The sequence below is a fragment of the Roseomonas populi genome, assembly GCF_024594815.1.
GTDB classification, from domain to species: Bacteria; Pseudomonadota; Alphaproteobacteria; order Acetobacterales; family Acetobacteraceae; genus Roseomonas; species Roseomonas populi.
Genome location: NZ_JANJOU010000034.1, coordinates 36,037 through 60,296 on the forward strand (window position 1 = coordinate 36,037; position 24,260 = coordinate 60,296).

A 24,260-nucleotide genomic window follows, 5' to 3' on the forward strand; every position below is an offset into this window, starting at 1 on the left:
CACGAGGCTGGGTAGAGGGCTGGCGACGTTGTTCCTCGGGCATCAGGCATCGTATGAGATCCCTTTCGGCCGGTCGGCCCAGCCAGAGGGGATCACGGGAGCCGTGGAGTACCGCACCAAAGAGGAACAGGTTGCCGATCATCTTCGGGAGGCTATCCTATCCGGCCACTTCCCTCGCGGCACGCGCCTAAAGCAGGCCGAGGTTGCGAAGACGCTTCAGATCAGCATCACGCCGGTGCGGGAGGCGCTCAAGCTCCTCGAGGCGGAAGGATACATCAGCGGCAGCTCCTACAAGGGCGCGGTGGTGGCACCTCTCGACGTGGCAGCCTCCGTGGAGACGTTGAACCTGCGGATCCTGCTCGAGGGGCAGCTGATCCGGCACGCGGTCGAGAGGGCAACCACGGAGGACCTGCGCCTGATCCGAGGCTTCGCGGACGAGTTCGCGGAAGCCGTCCGAAGGAAGGACAGCGCCGAGGCCCGGGCCTCCAACTACCGCTTCCACAAGCAGATGTACGCCACGGCGAACCTGCCGCAGACCCTGCACTTCGTTCAGATCCTGTGGGCCCGCTACCCGTTCGACGTGATCAACCGGGTCGAGGGACGCGCGGTCACGGCCGTAGAAGAGCACGAGGAGCTCCTGCGGGCGATGATCGAGGGCGACCTCGCGGGCGCGATGCTAGCCCTGCGGCGCCACATCGAGGCGGGCTGGGCGACGGTGAAGGATGAAACGGAGATCGGGGGGGATCACCCGCCTGCTGTCCGTGTCCGTAGGACGCCGCGACGCGGCAAGGAGGATAAACGGAATGAGTGACTCAGTGCTTCTCGTCATGGACATGATGAACGACCTGATTCACCCGGAGGGGCCCAACGCGAAGACCTACGCTCCCATCATCGCGGAGCGCGGCGTTATCGAGCGGACGCGTGAGCTGATCGGCAAGGCGCGAATTGCGGGGGTGCGGGTGGGGTTCGTGCGCGTGGGCTTCTCGCCCGACTACGTCCAGTGCCCGCCCAACTCCCCGGTCTTCTCCGCCGCGCGGCAAAAGGGGCTGTTCAAGCTCGGGAGTTGGGGGACCGAGATCCATCCGGCTCTGGGGCCCCAACCTGATGACCTGGATATCGTGAAACACAGGGTCAGCCCCTTCTACGGCACCTCTCTCGAGCCGACCTTGCGGGCCCTGGGAACCAAGCGCCTCTTCCTCACCGGCGTCTCGACGAATGGCGTCGTGCACACGGGCGTTCGCGAAGGGCACGATCGCGACTATGCCTGCGTGGTCGTGGAGGATTGCTGTGCTGGGATTTCCGACGAGGAGCATCGAAACGCGATCTCCTGCATGCAGCGCTTCGCCAAGATCCAGAAGGTCAGTGAGGTGGACCTCTCGGCTTGAGCTCACCCTGCAAGCCTAGGCGCGGTGTCAGGCGGGCTGACCATCACGCCCGTAAGTGAGCGGCCGGGGAGGGGCTCCGAACTTCCCCTGGGTAGGCCCAATTTCAGGCATTCCTGAGTTCCATCCAACTCGCCCCGCTCCCATGCCTTCCACTAGATTATCGGCAATTAACGACATGGCCGCTTGTGACGCTCCAAAGAATGCATTATGCATCATCGGGGGAAGGAAAGACATCCCGGTCTGGGTTCCGGTCCGTGTTGCCGGGGCGCTCTACGAAATGCTCGGCGCGCCGGCTCTCATTCCGCCCCGTCGGGCATCACCGGACGGATGCTCCGGCTGGGCACCATGGTGTTGGTCGGAGGGGCGAGCTCCCCGGTCTGACGCACAACCTCAAGGAGGAAACGACCACCATGACTTGCGATCATTCGAGGAAGTGGGGCCGCCATGAATAGCATCACCCCGCAGATCACGGCCCGCCCCATCGCCGGCGCTCTCGGCGCCGAGGTTTACGGCGTCGGTCCCCTCGCCAAGGCCTCCGACGAGACCATCGCGCGCATCCGCGAGCTCTGGCTCGAACATTCGGTGATCTTCTTCCGCGACCAGCCGCTGGAACCGAAGGACTTCGTCGCCTTCGCGCGGCGGTTCGGCGATGTGGTCCACTATCCATTCCTCAAGGGGCTGGATGAAGCACCGGAGGTGATCACCGTCGCGAAGCGCGAGGACGAGCGCGTCAACTTCGGTGGCCTCTGGCACACTGACACGGCCTACCTGGACCAGCCGCCGATGGCGACGATGCTGGTGGCGCGAGAGCTCCCGCCCTTTGGCGGCGACACGCTCTTCGCCAGCGCCTATGCGGCTTACGACGCGCTCTCGGACGGCATGAAGAAGCTGCTTGATCCGCTGAAGGCCATCAACAGTTCCGCCAAGGCCGAGAAGACCCGGACGCGGGAGGATCGCAAGGCGGGCGAGGAGCGCAAGGTGCTGGAGGCCGCGCATCCCGTGGTGCGGACCCATCCCGAGACGGGGCGGAAGGCGCTCTACGTCAACGGGGGCCACACCCTCCGCTTCGAGGGCATGTCGGAGGAGGAGAGCGCGGGCCTGCTCGCCTACCTGTTCGAGCACCAGGTCAAGCCTGAGTTCACCTGCCGCTTCCGCTGGGAGCCGGGTTCCATCGCGTTCTGGGACAACCGCTGCGCGCTGCACAACCCGGTGAACGACTACCACGGCTACCGGCGCATCATGCACCGCGTGACCCTCGCCGGGGACACCCCGAGGTGACGCCTGCGCCAGCCGGCGTGGCCAGGCGGGCGGTGCTGGCGGGGATGCTGTCCCTGCCAGCCGTCGCCCGGGCCCAGACGCCGTGGAGCGCGGCGCGTTCCATATCGCTGGTGGTGCCCTTCGCCGCGGGCGGCACCACGGACGTGATGGCGAGGCTCCTGGCCGAACAGCTCGGCCCGCGCCTCGGTCAGACGGTGGTGGTGGAGAACGTCACGGGCGCGGGCGGCAACATCGGTGCGGAGCGCGTTGCCCGGGCGTCGGGCGATGGACACACGGCGCTCTTCGCCCACGTCGGGGTGTTCGCAATCAACGGCCACCTCTACCGCTCGCCGGGATTCCAGAGTGAGCGGGACTTCGCGCCCGTGGGGGTGGTCTGCACCAACCCAATGGTGCTCCTGGTCTCCGCCCGGTCCGGAATAGCGGATCTGGAGGGATTGCTTCGCCGGGCCAGGAGCGGGGACCTGCGCATTGCGACCTCTGGCGCGGGCTCGACCCTGCACCTCGCGGCGCTGCAGTTCCTGGACGCGGCCGGGGGGCGTGCGGACCTCATCCCGTACCGCGGCGGGGCACCTGCCGTGAACGACCTACTAGCCGGGCAGGTGGACATGCTCATTGAGCAGGCCTTCAGCGCCATCCCCAACTCCCGGGACGGCATGGCCAGGGCCCTCCTGGTCACGGGCGCGAAGCGGCTCGACGTGCTGCCCGCGGTACCCACGGCGGGGGAGGCGGGCCTCCCCGGCCTCGACATGGAGGTCTGGAACGCCCTCGTGCTGCCCTCCGCCGCGCCGGCGCCAGTCCGGGCCGCCTGGGAAGCCGCCTTGGCGGCCTCGCTGAAGGAGCCGTCGCTGAGGCACCGCTACGAGGGGATGATGGGCCGGATACCGGCCGGGCAGGAGGCGACGGCCGCGCATCTGGGCGCGCTGATCGCGAACGACACAAGCCGCTGGGGCGAGGTTCTGCGCCACAGCAACGCGGCAAGAATGGATTGAACGAGATGCGCATCCTGGTTCTCCCCGGGGACGGGGTCGGCCCCGAGATCACGGCGGCCACCCTGGCCGTGCTCGACGCCGCGCGGAGCCGCTTCTCTTTATCCCTGGAGTTCAAGCACGAGGTGGTCGGCCGGCAGAGCCACCGGCTCCACGGCACGACAGCACGGAGCGAGCTGCTGGATGAGGCCCGCAGGTCGGACGGCGTGATGCTCGGCCCGGCCGACATCCTGGAGAGCGACGACGAGCGGCGCGGGGAGATCAACCCCTCCAAATTCTTCCGCAAGGGCCTGGACCTCTTCGCCAACATCCGCCCATGCCGGACCTATCCGGGCTTCGTCGGGAAGGTTGGCGAGTTCGACCTCGTCGTCGTGCGGGAGAACACGGAGGGCTTCTACGCCGACCGCAACATGGAGGCGGGGAACGGCGAGATCCTGGTCACGCCGGAGGTGGCCATCTCGCTGCGCCGGATTACCAGGGCCTGCAGCCTGCGCGTCGCGCGGGCGGCCTGCGAGTTGGCCATGCGCCGCGGGCGCCGCGTCACGGTGGTGCACAAGGCCAACGTGCTCAAGGTGACGGACGGGCTGTTCCTCGGCGCGTGCCGCGAGGTGGCCGCCGACTACCCGGACGTCTCGCTCGAGACGGTGCTGGTGGACTCCATGATGGCCCACGTCGTGCGGGATCCCCGGCGCTTCGACGTGGTTGTCACCACGAACATGTTCGGCGACATCCTCTCGGACCTGACGGCCGAGTTGTCGGGCAGCCTCGGCCTGGGTGGGTCGCTGAATGCCGGGGCCGAGCACGCCATGGCCCAGGCTGCCCACGGCTCGGCGCCGGACATTGCAGGGAAGGACCTGGCCAACCCCTTCTCGCTGGTGCTCTCGGCAGCGCTCCTCCTCTCCTGGCACGGTCGCCGCACCGGGAAGGGAGAGTTCGCGGCCGCCGGGGACGCCATCGAGGCCGCCGTCGCCAATGCTATCGATGCTGGGGAGACAACGCGGGACATCGGCGGCCGCCTCGGCACCGCCGCGACCGCGGAAGCACTCGCAGCCCGCATTCGCGCGAACTGACGCGCCCTCCCTCCCACGCACGCCCAGTCATCCGGAGCAAGTCTTTCGCATGGGTCATGGTTCGTCGCCGCTGGTGGCAATGGGCGCCTCCTCGCTGGAGGCGCTGCAGCAGCAGTTCCGCCTCGATCCGGCATCGGTCGATCCGGGCTGGCGCGTCCTCTTCGAGGTGCTTGAGGATCTGGAGCCAGGAAGCGGCCTCGAGGCGCGGGCGCCGGGGGAGGGGGGCGCGGTGGCGGCCCGGCTCGCCGAGGCGATCCGGGCCCGCGGGCACCTGCATGCGTGGGTCTGCCCGCTCGTGCAGGAGCGCTCACCCATGCTCTCGCGGCTGAAGGCCAGCGAGCCTCCTGCCCAGCCCCTGTCGCCAGAGGCCCTGGAGCGCCTCTACGGCGGCACGCTGACGGTCGAGACGGCGCACATTGATGCTGCGGAGGCGCGGGCCTGGCTCCTGCGGGAGTTCGAGGCCGGGGCGAGGGAGGCCGGGCCCGAGGAGAAGCGGGCCATCCTGGGAGGGCTCATCGCCGCGGACGAGTTCGAGCGCTTCCTCGGCGTGAAGTACCCGACCAAGAAGCGCTTCGGCGCCGAGGGGGCAGAGGCCGTAGTGCCGCTGCTGCGCCGTATCCTGGAGGCGGCCGCCGCCTCGGGCGTGACGCACGTGGTCGTCGGCACGATGCACCGGGGGCGGCTGAGCCTGATGGCCAACGTGCTGGGCAAGGATCTCACGCGGATGCTGGCCGAGATCAAGGGAATGCATCCCCTCTCGCCCGGTTCCGACCGCGCGGGGGACGTGCCCTACCACCTCGGCCTGGAGACGTCCCTGGAGGTCGGCGGGCGCAGGCTGAGCGTCACCCTTCTTGCCAATCCCTCCCACCTGGAGGCGGTCGACCCGCTTGTCCTGGGCCGGGCTCGCGCGCTGCAGGAGCTGGAGGGCGATGAGGGGCGGGCGAAGGTCCTGCCTGTCATCCTCCACACCGACGCCGCCGTTATCGGCCAGGGTATCGTGCCGGAAACCCTGCAGCTCGGTGGGACGGAGGGCTTCGGGACCGGCGGGACCGTGCATGTGGTCATCAACAACCGTATCGGCTTCACGACCGAGGAGCGGGACGCCCGCACCTCCACGCATTGTACGGGGGCCTGGAAGGCCATCGACAGCGCCATCCTGCACGTCAACGCGGACGATCCCCTGGCGGTGTGCCGGGCGGCGGAGCTGGCCTTCGGCTACCGCCACGCCCAGGGCCGGGACGCCGTGATCGACCTCGTCTGCTACCGCCGGAACGGCCACAACGAGATCGACGAGCCGACCTTCACGCAGCCGCTGCTCTACCAGCGGATCGCGGACAAGGAGCCGGTGGCATCCTCCTTCGCCGGGCGCCTGGTGGCCGAGGGCATCATGACCGAGGAGGAGGTCGCGGCCGAGCGGGGCCGGAACCGGGACCGGCTCCAGGCTGCCTACGAGCAGGCGTCGGAGTACCGCCCGAACGCCGCAGGGGTGGCCGGGGAGGCGCAGCCCTCCATCGCGCCCGAGACCGGCGTATCGCCGGACCTGCTCCGCTCCATCGCGGCCCGGCTCGCCGAGGGTCCCGCGGGCATGGCGCTGCATCCGCGCATGGGACGGATCCTGAAGCAGCGCCTGGTGGCGGAGGAAGGGCAGGTGGGCTGGCCCATCGCGGAGGCGCTCGCCTTCGGCTCTCTCCTGATGGAAGGCGTCCCGATCCGCCTGAGTGGGCAGGACGTGGTGCGCGGGGCCTTCTCCCACCGCCATTTCGGGCTGTTCGACACAGGGACCGGCGCGATGCATCTCGGCCTGAACGGGCTAGCCGAGGGACAGGCGCGGTTCTCCGTCCATAACAGCCCGCTCTCCGAGTACGCGGTGCTCGGCTTCGAGTACGGCTACAGCCTGGCCCGGCCTGATGTGCTGACGCTCTGGGAAGCCCAGTTCGGCGACTTCGCCAACGGCGCGCAGATCGTCATCGACCAGTTCGTCATGTCGGCCGAGGAGAAGTGGGGCGACCGCTCCGGCCTCGTGATGCTGCTTCCGCACGGGCTGGAAGGGCAGGGACCGGAGCACTCCTCGGCACGGCCGGAGCGCTACCTGCAGATGGCGGCGAAGGGCAACGCCCGGATCGTCAATCCCAGCACGCCCGCCAACTACTTCCACCTTCTCCGCGAGCAGGCCCTCGGGGGCGTCCGGCGCCCCCTGATCGTGATGAGTCCGAAGAAGCTGCTCCGCCTGCCCGCCGCGGTCTCGCCATTGGAGGATTTTGCGCCGGGCCGCCGGTTCCTGCCCGTGATCGCCGGGGCAGTGAGGGGCGACGTCCGCCTCGTTCTCATCTGCTCCGGCAAGATTGCCTACGAGCTGGAGGAAGAGCTTTCCCAGCGGCAGGAGGCGGGGACCGTTGTGGTCCGGCTGGAGCAGCTCTACCCGTTCCCGGAGGAGGTCCTCGCCGAAATGGCCCGTCGCTGGCCCGATGCCCGGTGCCGGTGGGTCCAAGAGGAGCCCGAGAACATGGGCCCCTGGAACTGGGTCCGCCCACGGCTGGAAGCCGTCCTGGCCGGTGCCGGGCTGGGCTCGCCGCAGCTGGCCTATGTGGGGCGCCCTGAGTCGCCGTCCCCCGCGGGCAGCTTCCACGGGGACCACGATGCCGATCAGCGCTCCATCGTCGAGCGTGCCTGCGCCGCCGAACCGCCTGCGCGAGCGACCAGGGCCGCATGATGGGCCCGCTTTCCGGACTGCGCGTGGTGGAGGTTTCCGCCTTCATCGCGGCTCCTCTTGGGGGGATGACGCTCGCCCAGCTCGGCGCCGAGGTCATCCGCATCGACCCGATTGGCGGCAACATCGACTACCGCCGCTGGCCGCTCGCGCCGGAGGGCACGAGCCTCTACTGGACCGGGTTGAACAAGGCCAAGCGCTCCGTGGCGCTCGCCCTGGACAAGCCGGAAGGGCAGGAGATCGCCCGCGCCCTGATCTGCGCGGAAGGCGAGGATGCGGGAATCCTCCTGACGAACCTGCCCGCCAGCGGCTGGATGAGCCACGCCGCCCTGTCCGCGCGGCGTCCGGACCTCATCATGCTGCGCCTGACCGGCAACCCGGACGGCTCAGGGGCCGTGGACTACACGGTGAACTGTGCGGCGGGCTTCCCCGCGGCCACGGGCGCCGGTGGGCAGCCGGTGAACCACGTCCTGCCTGCCTGGGACATCGCGGCGGGGCTCTACCTCGCCACCGGCCTCCTCTCGGCGGAGCGGTCGCGGAAGCGGGACGGGCAGGGGCAGGAGGTGGTGCTGTCCCTCGCGGACGTGGCCTTCGCCTCCGTCGCGAACCTCGGCTACGTGGCGGATGTGCAGGTGAACGGGGCGGTGCGGCCGCCCATGGGCAACGAGCTTTACGGCGCCTTCGGGCGAGACTTCCCGACGGCGGACGGGCGCCGGGTGATGATTGTCGCCATCTCGAACCGGCAGTGGCGGGCCATCGGCAAGGTGACGGGGCTGGCCGAGAAGCTGGCGATGATCGGCCCCATGCTGGACGTGAACCTGGACGAGGAGGGCGGGCGCTTCGAGGCGCGGCACGCCATCGCCGCCGTGCTCGCCCCCTGGTTCGCGCGCAGCACCTTGGCCGAGGTCACCAAGCTCCTCGAGGGCAGCGGCATCCTCTGGGGGCCCTACCAGGATTTCGGCCAGCTCGTGAGGGAGGACCCGCGCGTTTCCACGTCCAACCCGATGTTCGCGGAAATCGAGCAGCCCGGCGTCGGGCGCGTCCTGGCCCCCGCCGTGCCGCTTGCCTTCTCCGGCACGCCGCGCCCGGAGCCGATCCCGGCGCCGCGCCTGGGCGAGCACAGCGACGCGGTGCTGGCGGATGTCCTCGGCCTGTCCGCCGCCGAGATCCGAAAGTTGCATGATTTCGGCATCGTTGCCGGACCGGAGGAGCGCTGACCCGATGAATGCCGTGACGAATGAAATCGCGCTGTCCGAGTACGGCGCGGCCCTGGCAGCGGCCGAGCGCCTCTTCGAGGAGGGGCGCCGCGCGGTGGCCGGGAGGGTGGCTCCCGCGGGCAAGCCGGACGCGGCCTTGATGGACCGGCACCAATTCGCCCTGCACGGGCTGGCCTGGCAGGCCGCCTATGTGGAGGCGCTGCGCCAGACCCTGCGCTGGGCGGAAGGCCTCGCAAGTTCCGGCAGCCTTGGCGCGACCGAGGCGGCGATCCTACGCCTGGGCTATGCCGAGTACCTGGCCCAGCTTGCGGGCGGCATCCCGATGAGCCAGGCGGAGGTCGTGCGCCCCGCAGATCTTGGTGTGCCGCCCGAGGCTGTCGCGCGCTTCCTCGCCGAGCCCCTGCTCGCCCGCCTCTCCAGCCCCGTGGCGGTGGAGGCCGCCCGGCTGGCACTGGCCGACAGGGTCGCGGAAGGGGATTACGGCGCGCTCGGGCTGGACGACGAGGCGCTGGAGGCGACACGGGCGGAATTCCTGCGCTTCACCGCGGCCGAGGTAACGCCACATGCCCAGGGCTGGCACCAGCGCGACGAGCTGATCCCGATCGAGCTCGTCGGCAAGCTCGCCGAGATGGGCGTCTTCGGGCTGACCGTGCCGGAGGAGTACGGCGGGCTCGGGCTCGGCAAGGTGGCGATGTGCCTCGTCTCGGAGGCGCTGAGCGGGGGCTATATCGGCGTCGGCTCGCTCGGCACGCGCTCCGAGATCGCGGCGGAGCTGATCCGCCTCGGCGGCACGGAGGAGCAGAAGGCGCGCTGGCTGCCCCGCATCGCCTCCGGCGAGACGCTGCCGACGGCGGTGTTCACGGAGCCGAACACGGGGTCCGACCTCGGCAATCTCCGCACCCGCGCGGTGCGGGAAGGGGATGTGTACCGGGTCTACGGCGCCAAGACCTGGATCACCCACGGCGCGCGCTCCGACTTGATGACGCTGCTCGTCCGCACGGGCGCGCCGGGCTCGGGCTACAAGGGCCTATCGATGCTGCTGGCCGAGAAGCCGCGCGGGACGGAGGCGGATCCCTTCCCCGCACCGGGTATGAGCGGGGCGGAGATCCCCGTGCTCGGCTACCGTGGGATGAAGGAGTACGAGATCGGCTTCGATGGCTTCGAGGTGCCGGCCTCCGCGCTGCTGGGCGGGGTGGAGGGGCAGGGCTTCAAGCAGCTGATGGAGACCTTCGAGAGCGCGCGCATCCAGACCGCCGCTCGCGCCCTCGGCGTTGCGCAGAACGCGATGGAGCTGGGCGCCGCCTACGCCACGACGCGCGAGCAGTTCGGGCGGCCAATCCTGCGCTTCCCGCGCGTGCACGCGAAGCTCGCCTGGATGGCAGCCGAGACGATGATGGCGCGCCAGCTCTCCTACTTCGCGGCGCGCACGAAGGACTCTGGCCAGCGATGCGACATGGAGGCAGGGATGGCCAAGCTGTTGGCCGCGCGGGTTGCGTTCAGCAACGCCGATTGCGCGCTGCAGGTCCACGGGGGGAACGGCTACGCCATCGAGTACCCCATCAGCCGCGTGCTCTGCGACGCGCGCATCCTCTCCATCTTCGAGGGCGCGGCGGAGATCCAGGCCCAGGTCATCGCGCGCGGGCTGCTAGGACGAGTGAATTAGGACTCCAGCAAGGCCCGAAGAGCCGAGTTGCTGCGAAGAAACAGATGCATAATGCATTATCCGTTGACGCCCGGCTGAATAGCAGCGAAGCTTCTGGAAAAGGTCGGCCGGGCAGGACTTCGCGCGGACGGCATCAGAAAGGGTTGCCGGAAAGGCGGCCATTGGGGATCCAAGAAGATGACGATGAGCCGAGCCCAGTTCCTGTCGGTTATGGCTGCGTCGGCGCTGGCGCCGCTGGCGCGACCCGCGCTGGCACAGGGCGGCGTGCCGGGCATCGACCCTGCAACGAAGACGGTCACGGTCGGCGCCTTCACGCCCGTCACCGGGCCCGTGCCTTTCTACGCCATCCTGACCCGGGCCGCCGATGCATTCTTCAGGTACAAGAACGAGAATGGCGGGATCCGGGGGTGGCAGGTTCGGTACGCCACCATGGATGACGGCTACGAGCCCTCGCGCAGCGTCGCCGTGACCCGTCGGTTGGTGGAGGAGCAGGGCATCTTCGCCCTGGTCGCGCCGGTCGGCACCGCGACGAACGTGGCCGTCATCCCCTACGCCCGGGAGCAGGGCCTGCCGATGATCGGCCCGATCGGGGGTGCCTCCGCCTTCTTTACCGAGAAGCACGTCTTCCCGCTGCTGCCCGATTACGGCTGGTCGGCCGCCGCGAACACGGAGCACGCCATCGACGGGCTGAAGCTCCAGCGAGTGGCGCTCCTGTGGGAGAACGACGAGCTCGGTCGCTCTGCCAAGCGCGGCTTCGACAAGTACATGGCGTCGCGCAACATGGAGCCTGCGGAGTCGCAACCCTTCGACGTGCGGGCCACCGACTTCACCCCGCAGATCCGCCGCCTGATCAGCGCGAGGGCGGAGGCGGTGGTGATGTTCGGCTCAAACGCTAACCTCGCCGCCGCGCTGCGCTCGGCGAGCCGCGGCGGCCTGCGCGCTACCTGGTTCGCGCCCTTCTTCACCGCCGACCCCTCCACCTACCGCCTCGCCTCAGAGCTGCTGGACGGAACCTACTTCTCCTCATGGCTGCTGCCCGTCGGCGGGTCGGAGCCGGAGGTGGAGGCCTACCGCCAGTCCGCCGCGAAGTACGCCCCGAACGACCCGATCGGGGTCTTCGGTTTGAACGGGTGGAGCAACGCGGCCCTCTTCGCCTCGGGGTTCGAGCGGCTGCTGGACAGCAGCAAGCCGCTAACGCGCCCAAACCTGATCGAGGCGATGGAAGGGCTGAGGGATGCCTCGGTCGGCGGCGCCCGCAACGTCTCCTTCCAGCCCGGTGACCACCGCGGCACCCGTCAGGAAGGAATCATCCAGGCCAAGGGCGGGCAGTTCAGCCTCGTCCGTGAGTTCCGGCCCTACCCGGCCGCGGCGTTCGACCTGCCGAGCTGAGCGGGCAACGACCGCGGCCGACCGACGAAGCCTCCAAGACAGGACAGACATGACAAGCATTCCGATCAGCGCGCCCGCGCGGATGGACGGCCGCGTGGCCATCGTGACCGGCGGGACCGGCGGTATCGGGCGGGCCGTCTGCGCCGCCCTGGCGGAGGCCGGGGCGAAGGTGGTGGCCGCCGACCTGCACCAGGCCGCCGCCGGAACCGTCATGGCGCCCGGGGTCACCTTCATGCGATGCGACGTGACGTCCCGGGCCGGGACGGAAGCCATGATCGACGCGGTGCTGGCGGAGCACGGGCGGGTGGACGCGCTGGTCCTCTGTGCGGGCACGATCGCGAACACGCCCCTGGCGGACAGCGAGGACGACGAGTGGCGGTCCATCCTCGACGTCAACCTCATGGGCGTGGTGAACCCGCTGCGGAAGCTCTACCCCCTCATGGTGCAGGCGGGTGGGGGCAAGATTGTCGCGCTGGGATCCATTGCCGCCAAGATCGGCGGCGTGGCGTCCGGCCCCGCCTACGTCTCCGCCAAGTCGGCGGTGCACGGGCTGATGAAGTGGGTTGCGAAGTCCGGCGCCCAGCACGGCGTCTTCGCCAACACCATCGCGCCCGGGCCGGTGGAAACGCCCATGTGGCAGACCGTGACCGGCCGCGCGCCGCCCTCGGCCAACGGCAGCGTTCCGCTCGGGCGGTTCGGCCAGCCCGAGGACATCGCGCAGGCCATCCTTTTCCTCTGCTCGCCCGCGTCGAACTGGATCACGGGAACCGTGCTCGACGTGAACGGCGGCATGTTGATGGATTGAGGCGGACATGACAGCAGCGGAAACCATCGGCTTTATCGGCCTCGGCGTCATGGGCGGGCCCATGTGCCGCAACACCACCACCAAGCACGCGGGCGAGGTCCGTGCCTTCGACATGGGGGCGGCCGCGCGCGACGCGCTGCGGGACACCCGGGCCGTGGTGGTGGAGAGCGCGGCGGAGGCGGTTCGCGGCGCGGACATTGTCTTCCTCTCCCTTCCGGGCCCGCCGCAGGTCGAAGCAGTCTGCCTCGGCGAGGATGGCATCCTGCACCACGGCAAGCCTGGCCTCCTCGTCGTGGATCTCAGCACCACCACGGTCGCCTCCGCCCGTGATGTCGCGCGGCGGCTGGCCGAGGGCAGGATAGGCTTTGCCGACGCTCCCGTGGCCCGCACCCGCGAAGCCGCGATCCGCGGCGAGCTCAGCATCATGGTCGGCGCGGACGAGGCGACCTTCACCCGGCTGCGCCCGCTGCTGGGCTACATGGCCACCGACGTCACGCATTGCGGCGGGATCGGTACGGGCCAGGCGGTGAAGCTCATCAACAACGCCCTCGTCTTCGAGCACGTCGCGGCGCTGGCCGAGATGATCGCGATCGGAGAGCGGGCCGGGGTGGAACCCGCCCGGCTGCTGGACGCCGTCTCGCGGGGATCGGGCGACAGCTTCGTGCTTCGCAACCACGGCATGAAGGCGATGGTGCCGCGGAACTACCCGGAGCGCGCGTTCCCCTCCACCTACGTGCTGAAGGACCTGGCCGGGGCGCTGGAGCTGGCACGTGATACGGGCGTTCAGGCCCGAGTCACGGAGACGGCGCGCGAATACTACGCCGAGCTCGTCCGCCTCGGCGCGGGCAGTCAGTACTTCCCGGTCCTGCTGGAGCTGGTGGCGGGGCGCCTCACCGTGACGGAGCCCGCAGAGACATGAGCGACGCCCTCCAGGACCTCCTCTCCCTCGTCTGGACGGGGATCGTCACGGGCTGCCTCTACGCCATGGGGGCTCTCGGGCTGGTGATGATCTTCAAGGCGACCCGGGTGGTGAACTTCGCGCACGGCAACCTGGCGGCCCTCGCAGGCTTCGTGGTCTATGGCTTGACGGCGATGGGAGGCGGCCTCGGCTGGGTTGCCTCCGTCCTCGTGGCGCTGGCGATCGTGGTCGTCCTGGCGCTCGTCTCCTACGGGCTCATTGCCCGGGTCTCGGAAGTGTCGGACCTCCGCGGGACGATCGCGACCCTCGGCATCAGCCTCGTCCTGCAGGGGGTGGTGCAGGTCCTCTTCGGCGCCGACATCGTCAACCTCGATCTGCCCGTGCCGAATTGGAGCGCGACGGTCGCGGGGCTCCGGGTCACCTCCTACGACTTTGCCGTGCTGGCGGTCTCGGGCTCCGTCATCGCGGTCCTCTTCTTCGTCATCGAGCGGACCCGGGTCGGGATCGCCTTCCGCGCGGTCTCCACCAGTGCCTTCGCCAGCCGCGTCTGCGGGCTGAACATCCACGCCGTCCAAGGCCTTGCATGGGGCGTGGCGGCAGGACTGGGCGTGACGGCGGCGCTGCTGATCATCCCCAGCACCTTCCTCAGCTCGACGACGGTCGCATCCTTCATGCTGCAATCCTTCGCCGCGGCGGTGCTCGGCGGCTTCTCCAGCCTGCCGGGGAGCATTGTCGGCGGGTTGATCGTGGGGGTCACGATGAACCTGTTCAGCTACTTCGTGACCTCCGAGCTGAGCGCGACCTTCCTGCTCGTCCTCATGCTCGCGGCCCTGAACCTGTTCCCGGGCGGCATCCTGCCTCAGCGCGGAGGAGGCTCTCGTGCCTGAGGCGGTCGGCGTGGTAACCCACGCGGTCACGGGCGAGGCGCGCCCCCTGCCGCGCCGCCTGGCGAGCTGGGTCGCTCTCGTGGTCCTGGCCGCCATCCCCGCCGTGGCGGGCGGCTTCTGGACCTACAGCGTGGGCGTCTGCATGGCGAATGCCGTGGCGGTCCTCTCCGTCGGCTTCCTGCTCCGCTACGGCGGGGAGGTCTCGATCGGGCACAGCTTCTTCCTCGCCTTCGGCGCCTACTGCACGGCGATCCTGGAACGGCAGCTGGGCCTGTCCGTCGGGATCGGGCTCCCGGTTGCGGCGATCGCCGGCGCGGTGCTCGGCGTCGCCTTCGCCTGGCCGTCCCGCGCGCTGTCCGGCATCTACCTTGCCATTGCCACCATGGCGCTGGCGCTCGCTGTGCCCGAGCTGATCCTGCAGGCGGGCCCAGTCGCGGGCGGTTACGAGGGCCTCTACGTCTCGCGCCCCCTGGTGCCGGGCCTGTCCATCGAGCTGCAGCGCTACTACCTCCCGCTCGTCGTATTGGGGCTGGTTGTCTTGCTGCTGGCGCGCTTCCGGCGCTCCCGGCAGGGGCTGGTGCTGCTCACGGCCCGGGACCATCCCCGGGCTGCCGAGGCCTTCGGCTTCTCCCGCGGCTACGCGCGCCTGGCGGCCTTCGCCATCAGTGCCGCCGTGGCCTCCGTCGCCGGATCGCTCCTCGCCTTCTCGGCCTCCACCGTCTCGCCGAACAGCTTCACCCTCTCGACGGCCATCTACCTCCTCGTGGGCACGGTGGTCAGCTTCGGGTCGCTCGGGCTGATCGGAGCCCTGGCCGGGGGCGCGTTCATCACCCTTGTCCCGCAGGTCTTCGCGGCCTGGGGGGACTGGGTGCCGATCATCTACGGCGCCGCGCTGCTGCTGGTCATCACCCTCGGACACCGTCCGGCGGAGGTCCTCGCGGCACTCCGGGCGCGGCTGGCGGGAGGGCGGCGGGATGCTTGACGCGTCGATCACCGCAGGTGCGGAGCTGACGGTCACCTCCGTCTCCCTGTCCTTTGGCGGGCACCGGGTGCTCAAGGAAGTCAGCATGGACTTCCGGCCTGGCCAGGTCACGGGGCTCATCGGGCCGAACGGGGCGGGCAAGACGAGCCTGTTCAACTGCCTCACCGGGCTTTACCGCCCGCAGCAGGGCACCATCGCCCTGGGTGGCGAGCCCCTGGAGCGGCTGCCGCCCGCGCAACGGGCCCGGGTTGGCCTGTCGCGCAGCTTCCAGCACGTGGCCCTCTGTCCGGAGCTGGACGTGGTGGAGAACGTCATGTTCGGCCGGGCGCGGCTCGGCCGCTCGGGCTGGGCGGACGCCTTCCTGCCCCTTCCTGCCGGGCGGGCCGAGGTGGAGGAGTCCAGGGCGGCGGCCATGGAAGTGCTCCGCCGCCTGGATCTTGCGGCCTATGCGGAGACCACGCCCGCCGGGCTGCCCCCGGGCACCCAGCGCCTCGTGGAGATTGCCCGTGCCATCGTTTCCCGCCCCCGCGTCCTGCTCCTGGACGAGCCTGCGGCGGGGCTGAACCCGGCGGAGACCCGGCAGCTCATGGCGGTGCTCCGGGGCCTCGTTTCCCCGGATCTGATGATCGTGGTGGTGGAGCACGACATGGACCTCATCATGCAGCTCTGCCACCGCATCCACGTGCTGAACTTCGGCCAGCGGATCGCGACCGGCACGCCGGAAGAGATCCGGGCCGACCCTGAGGTCATCCGCGTCTACTTGGGGGATTCCGATGACTGACCTTCTCCGGGTGGAAGGGCTTGAGGTCCGCTACGGCGCCGCCACGGCGGTGCGCGGGATAGGGCTGGCGGTGCCGCAGCGCGGCACGGTCGGGCTGCTGGGCGCGAACGGAGCGGGCAAGTCCACCGTGCTGAAGGCGATCGCGGGGCTGGTGCCGAAATCCGCCGGCCGCGTGCTGCTGGAGGGCGAGGACATCACGGTGCAGGATGCGCGGGCGCTGGTGCGGGCCGGGATCGTCTACGTGCCGGAGGGAAGGGAGATCGTGCCCAACCTGTCGGTGGACGAGAACCTAGTCCTGGGCGGCTTCCACCTAGATGGCGCCACGCGGCGCCGGCGGCGGGACATGGTGCTGGGCATCTTCACCGAGATCGCCGGGCGGGCCGGGAGCCCGGCCTGGCGCCTGAGCGGCGGCGAGCAGCAGATGCTGGCCATCGGCCGCGCTCTGATGGCGGGGCCGCGCCTCTTGCTCCTCGACGAGCCCTCGCTCGGCCTCGCGCCCCTGCTGGTGCGGCGTGTCTTCGAGAAGCTGGAGGCGGTACGCGCGGAGACGGGGCTGGCCATGATCCTCGTTGAGCAGAACTTCCGACTGACCGTCCGTGTGTCCGACGCGGTGCACTTCATGCGGGGAGGACGGATGCTCGGGCGAAGGGAGGCCGCGGAGCTGCGGGAGCCCGCGGCCATGGAGGAGGCCATCGCCGCCTATCTCGGGGCGGGGGAGGTGGCGGCGTGAATGCATTCACGAAGGGTGGCGTGATGGAACTGGTTGGGCGCGAGGTCGCGCGCGGGCTGCGCTTTCCCGAGGGGCCGATCTGGCTGCCCGACGGCAGCCTGCTGGTCGTGGAGATCGAGGGCGGGACGCTGACGCGGATCGCTCCCTCTGGCCACGCCGAGGTGGTCGCAAGGCTGGGCGGCGGGCCGAACGGGGCGGCCATCGGGCCGGACGGGGCCTGCTACGTCTGCAACAACGGCGGCTTCCGCTGGCTGGAGCAGGCGGACGGCTACCTCCGTCCCGTCGGTATCGCCGAGGACTACACTGGCGGCCGGATCGAGCGTGTGGACCTTGGGACGGGCCAGGTCCGAATTCTCTACACGGAATGCGACGGCAAGCCCCTGAACGGTCCGAACGACATCGTCTTCGACGCCCATGGCGGCTTCTGGTTCACCGACCTGGGCAAGGTGCGGGCCCGCAGCATGGACCGCGGCGCCGTCTACTATGCCCGCTGCGACGGCAGCCTCATCCGCGAGGTGATCTTCCCCTCCATGACCCCGAACGGGGTCGGTCTTTCCCCGGATGGCCGCACGCTTTACGTGGCGGAGACGGAGACGAGCCGTCTCTGGGCCTATCCTGTCACCGCGCCGGGTGAGGTGGGCCTGGAGGCCTGGCCGTCGCCCAACGGCGGGCGCCTTCTCTACGGTCCCCCGGGATACCAGCGCTTTGACTCCCTGGCCGTTGAGGCGGACGGCAACATCTGCGTGGCGACACTGGTGCATGCAGGTATCTCGGTCATCTCGCCCGTGGGCGAGTTGGTCGAGTTCCATGCCGCACCGGAGCCGTATTGCACGAACATCTGCTTCGGCGGTGGCGGGCTCAGGACGGCATTCATCACCCTGTCCGGGACCGGGCGCCTGATCGCGGTTGACTGGCCCAGAAGTGGGCTGCCGCTGCAACCGAGGCTTGGGTGACCCTCGCTGGGTCGAGCTCGGGCTGCGAGTTGCCTCACCTTTGCGTACCGGCACATCGCGGCCCGCGCGTGGAAGATGGGGTTCCGCGGCGCGCTGGTCGTACACCCCTCTCAGGTAGCACCGCTGAATGCCGCCTTCACGCCCGGTTCGAGGGAGCTCGACTGGGCACTGCGTGTTGCCAAGGGAGCTTGTAACGCTCGGGACAAGGGGCGAGGTGCGTTCGAACTTGATGGCCGCATGATCGATCCGCCGGTCGTCCGGCGGGCGGAGGAGATACTTGCCTTCGCAGGGTAACGTCGCCATCGCTGCCCCGATGGTAGGGCGAGGTCACCCGCCCTCCAGCTGGAGGGAGAGGGCGCTAGCCTGAGCTCTGAGGGTCGTCCCGATCTCAGTCAGGCCGATGCGGCGCAGCTGCTCGCTGACGCCGACAATGACAAGTGCATGGGAGACGCGCTCTCGCGGCGCCACCGGGGCGGCGATCACCGTGACACCGGTTATGTACCGGCCTTCATCGACCGCGAAGCCACTCTCTTTCGTCGCCTGGATGTCGGCGCGCCACTGCGCGAGGCTTGGTGGGTCCTCCCAGCGCAGGCCGTGGAAGCGCCGCTCGATCTCCCTCCAGGAATGGCCGCCGAAGGCGGCGATGCAGCGCCCGGTCGCGCTGATCAGCGAGGGGTACCGGCTACCTACATCCACCTGCAGCCGCAGCGCGTGACTCGGCCGCGCGATGGCGACAGCCACGATGTGGTCGAGCCCCGGGATCTCCACGCCGATCGCGGTGGCGCTGTACTCCGCCGCGAGCCGATCGAGCACCGGCTGCGCGAGGTTGCTGAAGGGGTCCTTGCGCAGCATTCCCCGCGCGAGAGCGACGACGCCACCCGCCAGTGCATAGCGCTTTGTCGCTGGGTCAAAGGACAGCATCTCCTCCGCGACGAGCGCGCGAAGGATGTGCAGGCAAGTGCTGGGCACCATGCCTAGCGGCCGCGCGATGCCGTGTACGCCCAGCGGGGCATCGCTGCGCGAGAGCAGCTTCAGGATTGCTATCGCGCGGGTAACGGCGGGAACGGCACGGATCGTCGCGCCCCGGTCAGAGGGATCATGCCGAGCTTCGTCATCCTGGTTCATGTTGTCCTAATACAACAAACTATTCTCATTGACAACACTATCCTGCCTTGCCTTGAATGTGCCCAAGGCGAGAAGCCGGGAGAGGAAGCGTTCGATGGCACGGCTCACCGACAGCCCCGACTACGGCTTCGCGCAGGCAAACTTCACCCCCGAGCGCCTTTGGGATTTCTTCGACGGCGACCGCGAGCACTTCAACGTCGCCCAGGAGTGCATCGATCGCCACGCCACCGATCCCGCGCGCTTGGCCGTGCGCGTCGCGCATGCGGATGGCCGGGACGAGCTCATCACCTTCCGCGCTATCGCCGAGGCTTCTTCCCGCATTGCCCATTGGCTAGAGACGCGCGGCGTGCGCCGCGGTGACCGGGTGGCGGTGATGATCGACCCCTCGCTGCCCTTCTACGCCGCCATGTTCGGCGCCATGAAGCGCGGCGCCATCGCCGTACCGCTCTTCACCCTCTTTGGCCCGGACGGGGTTCGGCTACGGGTGGCGGACTGTGCCCCGCGCGTGCTGCTGACCCAGGCCGGGAAGGAGGACGCCGCGAGCGCCATCGAGGGAACGGAGACGGTGGTTGCCGACGCGGACTTCATGGACGGCCTGGCGCGGTTCCCCGCCCAGTACGCTGTGCGGACGGGCGCGAACGACATGGCGCTGTTCCAGTACACCTCTGGCACAACACGGGAGCTTCCGGCGGCGGTGAAGCACACGCACCGCTCCATCGTCGTGCTCATGCTGGCAGCCCTCTACGGCACCGGCATCCGCCCGGCCGACGAGTTCTTCTGCCCCTCCTCCCCCGCCTGGGGCCACGGGCTGGCGCACGGCACGCTCGCGCCGCTCGCCATGGGTGTCACAACCGGGACATATGCGGGGAAGTTCGACCCGGTTCGGCTGATGAAGGCGCTCCAGGATTTCGGCATCACCAATCTCTCCGCGGCCGCCACCCACTACCGAATGATGCGGACCAGCGGGCAAGCGGCGCAGTTCCGGTTCGCGATACGCAAGCTCTCCTACACCGGCGAGCCGATCGACGCGGAGACGCTGCGCTTCATCGACGAGATCTTCGGCGTGCCGGCCTGTAGCATGTACGGCACTACCGAGGTCGGCGTCGCCCTCGTGAACTATCCGGGCGCCCGCGATTTCCCGGTGAAGCCCGGCTCCCTCGGCAAGGCTGTGCCGGGGCTGGAGGTGCAGGTGCAACGTCCCGACGGTACACCCGCCGAACCCGGTGAGATCGGTGAGATCAAGCTGCGGCGACGGGGAGAATGGGTGCCGACCAAGGACCTGGGGCGTGTCGACGAGGACGGCTACTTCTACCACGCCGGACGCGCCGATGACGTGATCATCTCCGCCGGCTGGACGATGAGTGCCGTCGAGATCGAGGACGTGCTGATGCAGCATCCCGACGTGCGCGAAGCGGCAGCGATCGGCGTGCCCGATCCCGTGCGCGGGCAGGTGGTGAAGGCCTTCATCGTCAGCGTCCGGATCGGCGACGACGACTTCGCCCGGGAGCTGCAGGACCACACCCGGGCTCGGCTCAGCCAGCACGAGTACCCGCGCCAGGTCGCCTTCGTACCTGAGTTGCCGAAGACCCCGGCCGGCAAGATCAACCGCAAGGCCATCCGCGACGCCGAGGCTGCACGTCGCGTGCCTGCGTAGGCTCAAAGAGAGAAGGAAGGAACGTCATGTCCGCAACGACACTCGAGAAGCCGGGGAGCCGGCTTTTCCCGAAGATCACCGAGGAGGCGCTCGACGACCTGCGCGCCCGCATCGGCGTGAAGATCGAGAACACCGCCGAGCCCTGGTGTTACGAGGCGACGCGGGACAACATTCGCCACTACGCCCACGGCATCGGGGACGACAACCCGCTGTGGTGCAACCCGGACTACGCAGCGCGTAGCACACAGGGCGGCATCGTTGCCCTGCCCAGCTTCCTCTTTACCACCAGCCGCATCATCTCCGGTTATGTTGGCGGGCTGCCGGGCGTGCACGCCATGTGGTCGGGCGCCGATTGGCGCTGGCATCGCTGGGTGCGCCGGAACGAGACCATCCGTACCGAGGCACATCTTTCCGAGTTGGTGGAGCACGAGACCACCTTCGCCGGACGGGCGATCCGCCAAGTCTACCACGTCGATTTCTACGGCGATGGCGGCGACAAGGTGGCGGAGGCCGAGAGCTGGTGCTTCCGCACGGATCGCGACGCCGCACGCGAGCAGGGCACCAAGTACCGGGAGGTGAAGGCCAAGCCGCCGCGTGTCTACACCGAGGCGGAACTGGAGCGCGTCTACAAGCTCTACGAGGCCGAGGAAGTGCGCGGCGCGACTCCCCGATACTGGGAGGATGTGGCGGCCGGCGACGTGCTGCCCACGATGGCGAAGGGTCCGATGACCGTCACCGGCTTCATCGCCTATGCCCAGGGCTGGGGCGGGCTCTATATCCGCGCGAACAAGCTGGCTTGGAGGCAGATCCGCAATCACCCCGGGCTCGGCATCAAGAACCGGTTCGGCATCCCGGACTGCCCGGAGCGCGTGCACTGGGAGCCTGAGATGGCGCTGATGGTCGGCGCACCCGGCGCCTACGACTACGGCCCGGAGCGCTGCTCCTGGCTGACGCACCACCTGACGAACTGGATGGGTGATGACGGCTTCCTGGTGCGAGCCACCAGCAAGCTGCGCCGCCACAACCCGGAAGGCGACCTGCTCTTCATCGATGGCAAGGTGACGGGCAAGCGCGTGGAGGGCGGGCGCCACCTCGTCGAGATCGAGCAGCAGGCCGTGAACCAGGACGGCGAGCTCTCGGTCATTGGCGGCGGCACCGTCGCCCTGCCGAGCCGTGCGGGGTGAGGGCGGCCAGCCCCCCCTCGAGTTGAGTACCTGATAATGAGGACGAGGGGCGGACGAACCGCCCCCGTCCAAGTGCACGACGTCCAGGAATGCCAAGACCGCCCACGGGAGGGCACGTGATGCATCGCAGGACCATGCTCGCCGCCTCGCTGGGGGCGCTGGCCGGGGCCGTTCCCCTGGGGCGCGCCGAGGCCCAGGCCTTCCCCAGCCGCCCCGTGCGGATCATCGTGCCCTACGCCGCGGGCCAGGGCTCAGACCTCTTCGCCCGGCGGTTCGCAGAACACTTCCAGCGGCAACTCGGGCAGCCGTTCGTGGTGGAGAACCGACCTGGCGCCGGAGGCAACATCGGCTCCGCGGCCACGGCGCGGGCGGAGCCCGACGGGCATACCCTCCTCTGGGGCACCAACGGCACCCATGCCGGCAACGAGTTCATGTATGCGAATCTCGGCTTCGACCCGGTAAGGGATTTCGAGCCGGTCGCGGGCATCCTGCGCTTCGGCATGATGCTTGGCGTGGCCCAGAACGGCGTGCTCCGCACGGTGCCCGATCTCATCCGCGCCGCGAAGGAGAGGCCCGGCCAGGTCTCGGTGGGGCTGCCCAGCACCACCGCCCGGGCGGTGCTGCAGATGATCCGAGACAAGACCGGGGCGGACCTCCTCCCCGTTCCCTATACGGGCAGCGCACAGGCGCTGACCGGTTTGCTGCGTGGGGATGTCCAGGCTTCGATTGACACGGTTACGGCGGTGCTCGGGCCCATCCGGCAAGGGCAGATGGCGCCGGTTGCCATCTCCACTGAAAGCCGCTCGGAATCGCTCGGCAACGTGCCCACGCTCAAGGAGCTGGGCGTGGATGCGACGCTGGAGGCATGGAACGCGCTCTACGCCCCGCGCGGCACGCCGGCCGCAGCAGTGGCGGTGCTGAACCGCGTGGCCAATACGGCGCTCGCCGATCCCGCCATCAGGGCCATGCTCGTCCATGACGGCGCGGACCCGCTTGGCGGCCGGCCCGAGGACCTGGCGGCGCTGATGCGGCGGGACCGCGCGATCTGGGAGCCCATCGTCCGCAGCCTGGGCCTGGCCCCGCAGTAGCGGAGGGATCCCTATGGATCATCCCATGCCCCGTCCCGAACGGGCCGCACCGGCTGCCGCGCCCTGGAAGGGACCGCTCGCTGGGGTGCGGGTGCTGGACCTCACCCGCGTGCTGGCCGGGCCGCTCACCACGCAGTTCCTGTCGGACCTGGGCGCCGAGGTGCTGAAGCTGGAGCCGCCGGGAAAGGGGGACGAGACCCGCGGGTTCGCGCCCTTCGTCGGCGGGGAGAGTCACTATTTCCTCGGGCTCAATCGCGGCAAGCGTAGCCTGGTGGTTGACCTGCGCGACCCGGAGGGGGCGGAGATCCTGCGGGGACTCGTCGCCACGGTCGACGTGCTGGTGGAGAACTTCCGCCCCGGCGTGATGAACCGGCTCGGCCTCGGTGCGGAGGCGCTGATGGCGCTGAACCCGCGCCTGATCTACTGCGCCATCAGCGGCTTCGGCCTCACCGGCCCGCTCTCGGGCATGCCCTCCTTCGACATCGTGACCCAGGCGATGACGGGGGTGATGAGCGTGAACGGTGAGAAGGGCGGCGCGCCGGTGAAGCTCGGGCTGCCCATTGGGGACATGTCCGGCGGCATCTTCGGCGCGATCGCCATCCTTTCCGCCCTGCATGAACGCCACACCACGGGCCGCGGGCGTCTCATTGATGCCAGTCTCTATGACGGCACCATGTCCCTGCTTGGCTATCTCTCGCAGCTCGCCTTCCTCACCGGGCAGGACCCGCGGCCTATGGGCTCCGCCCATCCAAGCGTGGTGCCCTACGATGCCTTCCCCGCTTCGGACGGTGCCATCGTCATCGCCTGCCTCGCGGATCATTTCTGGCCACGCCTCTGCACGGCGCTGGGCTGCGACGAACTCGGCGCGGATCCCGGCCTGGCCACGATGGCGCAACGGCGGGAACGCCGGGCGGAGATCGAGCCGCGCATCGCCACCATCACCCGGACACGCACTGTCGCGGAATGGCAGCGGGTCCTGCAAGAGCACGATATCCCGCACGCGCCGGTTCTCGGGGTGCAGGATGCCCTGGCGCATCCTCATGCCAGGGCGCGGGAGATGGTGGTGGAGGTGGAGCACCCGCGCGCCGGTCCGATCCGCATGCTGGGGCGCCCCGTCAAGTTCCCGGGCGCCGAGCAGGCGCCGCTGGAACCGCCGCCCTGCCTCGGCGAGCACACGAACGAGGTGCTTCGGGAGATGCTGGGCTACGACGAGAGTCGCATAGCGAGCTTGCGGAATAGGGGCGTCATCCATTGCGGGGCAGGGGAGTGATGCGGTGCTGCTGCTCCGAGCCGCAGGGCTCCGTGGTACCCGGGACTGAGGTCGAGACGCCCTGATGCCTGTTCTGCAAAGTGCGTTGGACACACGCGCGCCCGAGTTCGCGGAGAATGCGGCGCGCATGCGGGCGCTTGTGGACGATCTGCGCGCGCAGGCCGCGCGCGTGCGCGAGGGGGGCGGT

21 protein-coding genes are annotated in these 24,260 nt (G+C 69.4%); 20 read left to right on the forward strand and 1 reads right to left on the reverse strand.

Annotation, left to right across the window (positions count from 1 at the left end; all coding sequences use genetic code 11):
• Positions 1-103 precede the first annotated feature (103 nt).
• From NRP21_RS25665 to NRP21_RS25740, 16 genes are all read left to right on the forward strand, one after another.
• Positions 104-811: a GntR family transcriptional regulator gene (locus NRP21_RS25665; RefSeq protein WP_257719090.1), complete on the forward strand. Its 708-nt coding sequence runs from the start codon at positions 104-106 to the stop codon at positions 809-811.
• Positions 804-1,385, forward strand: a complete 582-nt coding sequence (locus NRP21_RS25670; protein ID WP_257719091.1) for a cysteine hydrolase family protein — start codon at positions 804-806, stop codon at positions 1,383-1,385. Before NRP21_RS25665 ends, NRP21_RS25670 begins: the two co-directional genes overlap by 8 nt.
• Positions 1,386-1,829: 444 nt before the next feature.
• Positions 1,830-2,663 (forward strand): TauD/TfdA dioxygenase family protein, encoded by an 834-nt coding sequence (locus tag NRP21_RS25675; RefSeq protein ID WP_257719092.1) that lies wholly within the window; start codon positions 1,830-1,832, stop codon positions 2,661-2,663.
• The gene (locus tag NRP21_RS25680; RefSeq protein ID WP_257719093.1) at positions 2,660-3,652 is read left to right on the forward strand and encodes a Bug family tripartite tricarboxylate transporter substrate binding protein; all 993 of its coding nucleotides are present in this window, start codon (positions 2,660-2,662) and stop codon (positions 3,650-3,652) included. The genes NRP21_RS25675 and NRP21_RS25680 overlap by 4 nt, the downstream gene beginning before the upstream one ends.
• A 5-nt stretch (positions 3,653-3,657) precedes the next feature.
• Entirely contained in the window at positions 3,658-4,719 is a 1,062-nt protein-coding gene (locus tag NRP21_RS25685; RefSeq protein WP_257719094.1) for an isocitrate/isopropylmalate dehydrogenase family protein, read from the forward strand.
• Positions 4,720-4,768: 49 nt separating this feature from the next.
• Positions 4,769-7,429, forward strand: a complete 2,661-nt coding sequence (locus tag NRP21_RS25690) for a 2-oxoglutarate dehydrogenase E1 component (RefSeq protein WP_257719095.1) — start codon at positions 4,769-4,771, stop codon at positions 7,427-7,429.
• Positions 7,426-8,643: a CoA transferase gene (locus tag NRP21_RS25695; protein ID WP_257719096.1), complete on the forward strand. Its 1,218-nt coding sequence runs from the start codon at positions 7,426-7,428 to the stop codon at positions 8,641-8,643. The genes NRP21_RS25690 and NRP21_RS25695 overlap by 4 nt, the downstream gene beginning before the upstream one ends.
• Positions 8,644-8,656: 13 nt before the next feature.
• A complete protein-coding gene (locus NRP21_RS25700; protein WP_456300251.1) occupies positions 8,657-10,306 on the forward strand; it encodes an acyl-CoA dehydrogenase family protein in 1,650 nt (549 codons plus the stop codon).
• A 183-nt stretch (positions 10,307-10,489) separates the two neighbouring features.
• Positions 10,490-11,695, forward strand: coding sequence for an ABC transporter substrate-binding protein (locus NRP21_RS25705; RefSeq protein ID WP_257719098.1), 1,206 nt, complete (start codon positions 10,490-10,492; stop codon positions 11,693-11,695).
• A 49-nt stretch (positions 11,696-11,744) separates the two neighbouring features.
• A complete protein-coding gene (locus NRP21_RS25710) occupies positions 11,745-12,500 on the forward strand; it encodes an SDR family NAD(P)-dependent oxidoreductase (protein ID WP_257719099.1) in 756 nt (251 codons plus the stop codon).
• Between the two features lie 7 nt (positions 12,501-12,507).
• Complete coding sequence (locus tag NRP21_RS25715) at positions 12,508-13,419, forward strand: NAD(P)-dependent oxidoreductase (RefSeq protein ID WP_257719100.1); 912 nt, start codon at positions 12,508-12,510, stop codon at positions 13,417-13,419.
• Positions 13,416-14,306, forward strand: a complete 891-nt coding sequence (locus tag NRP21_RS25720) for a branched-chain amino acid ABC transporter permease (RefSeq protein ID WP_257719101.1) — start codon at positions 13,416-13,418, stop codon at positions 14,304-14,306. Before NRP21_RS25715 ends, NRP21_RS25720 begins: the two co-directional genes overlap by 4 nt.
• Positions 14,299-15,288, forward strand: coding sequence for a branched-chain amino acid ABC transporter permease (locus NRP21_RS25725; protein ID WP_257719102.1), 990 nt, complete (start codon positions 14,299-14,301; stop codon positions 15,286-15,288). The genes NRP21_RS25720 and NRP21_RS25725 overlap by 8 nt, the downstream gene beginning before the upstream one ends.
• Positions 15,281-16,069 carry an ABC transporter ATP-binding protein gene (locus NRP21_RS25730; RefSeq protein ID WP_257719103.1) on the forward strand — a complete coding sequence of 263 codons (789 nt, stop codon included), beginning with the start codon at positions 15,281-15,283 and terminating at the stop codon, positions 16,067-16,069. The genes NRP21_RS25725 and NRP21_RS25730 overlap by 8 nt, the downstream gene beginning before the upstream one ends.
• Entirely contained in the window at positions 16,062-16,799 is a 738-nt protein-coding gene (locus NRP21_RS25735; protein ID WP_257719104.1) for an ABC transporter ATP-binding protein, read from the forward strand. The genes NRP21_RS25730 and NRP21_RS25735 overlap by 8 nt, the downstream gene beginning before the upstream one ends.
• Positions 16,796-17,752 carry an SMP-30/gluconolactonase/LRE family protein gene (locus tag NRP21_RS25740; RefSeq protein WP_257719105.1) on the forward strand — a complete coding sequence of 319 codons (957 nt, stop codon included), beginning with the start codon at positions 16,796-16,798 and terminating at the stop codon, positions 17,750-17,752. Before NRP21_RS25735 ends, NRP21_RS25740 begins: the two co-directional genes overlap by 4 nt.
• Positions 17,753-18,079: 327 nt before the next feature.
• Here NRP21_RS25740 and NRP21_RS25745 read toward each other — a convergent pair whose 3' ends face one another.
• Positions 18,080-18,877, reverse strand: coding sequence for an IclR family transcriptional regulator (locus tag NRP21_RS25745; RefSeq protein ID WP_257719106.1), 798 nt, complete (start codon positions 18,875-18,877; stop codon positions 18,080-18,082).
• Positions 18,878-18,971: 94 nt separating this feature from the next.
• Here NRP21_RS25745 and NRP21_RS25750 point away from each other — a divergent pair, with 94 nt between their 5' ends.
• From NRP21_RS25750 to NRP21_RS25765, 4 genes are all read left to right on the forward strand, one after another.
• The gene (locus NRP21_RS25750) at positions 18,972-20,531 is read left to right on the forward strand and encodes an acyl-CoA synthetase (RefSeq protein ID WP_257719107.1); all 1,560 of its coding nucleotides are present in this window, start codon (positions 18,972-18,974) and stop codon (positions 20,529-20,531) included.
• A 26-nt stretch (positions 20,532-20,557) separates the two neighbouring features.
• A complete protein-coding gene (locus NRP21_RS25755) occupies positions 20,558-21,715 on the forward strand; it encodes an FAS1-like dehydratase domain-containing protein (protein WP_257719108.1) in 1,158 nt (385 codons plus the stop codon).
• Positions 21,716-21,834: 119 nt separating this feature from the next.
• On the forward strand, positions 21,835-22,803 hold the full coding sequence (locus NRP21_RS25760) for a Bug family tripartite tricarboxylate transporter substrate binding protein (RefSeq protein ID WP_257719109.1): 969 nt from the start codon (positions 21,835-21,837) through the stop codon (positions 22,801-22,803).
• 25 nt (positions 22,804-22,828) lie between these two features.
• Positions 22,829-24,073, forward strand: coding sequence for a CaiB/BaiF CoA transferase family protein (locus tag NRP21_RS25765; protein WP_257719110.1), 1,245 nt, complete (start codon positions 22,829-22,831; stop codon positions 24,071-24,073).
• Positions 24,074-24,260: the final 187 nt, after the last annotated feature.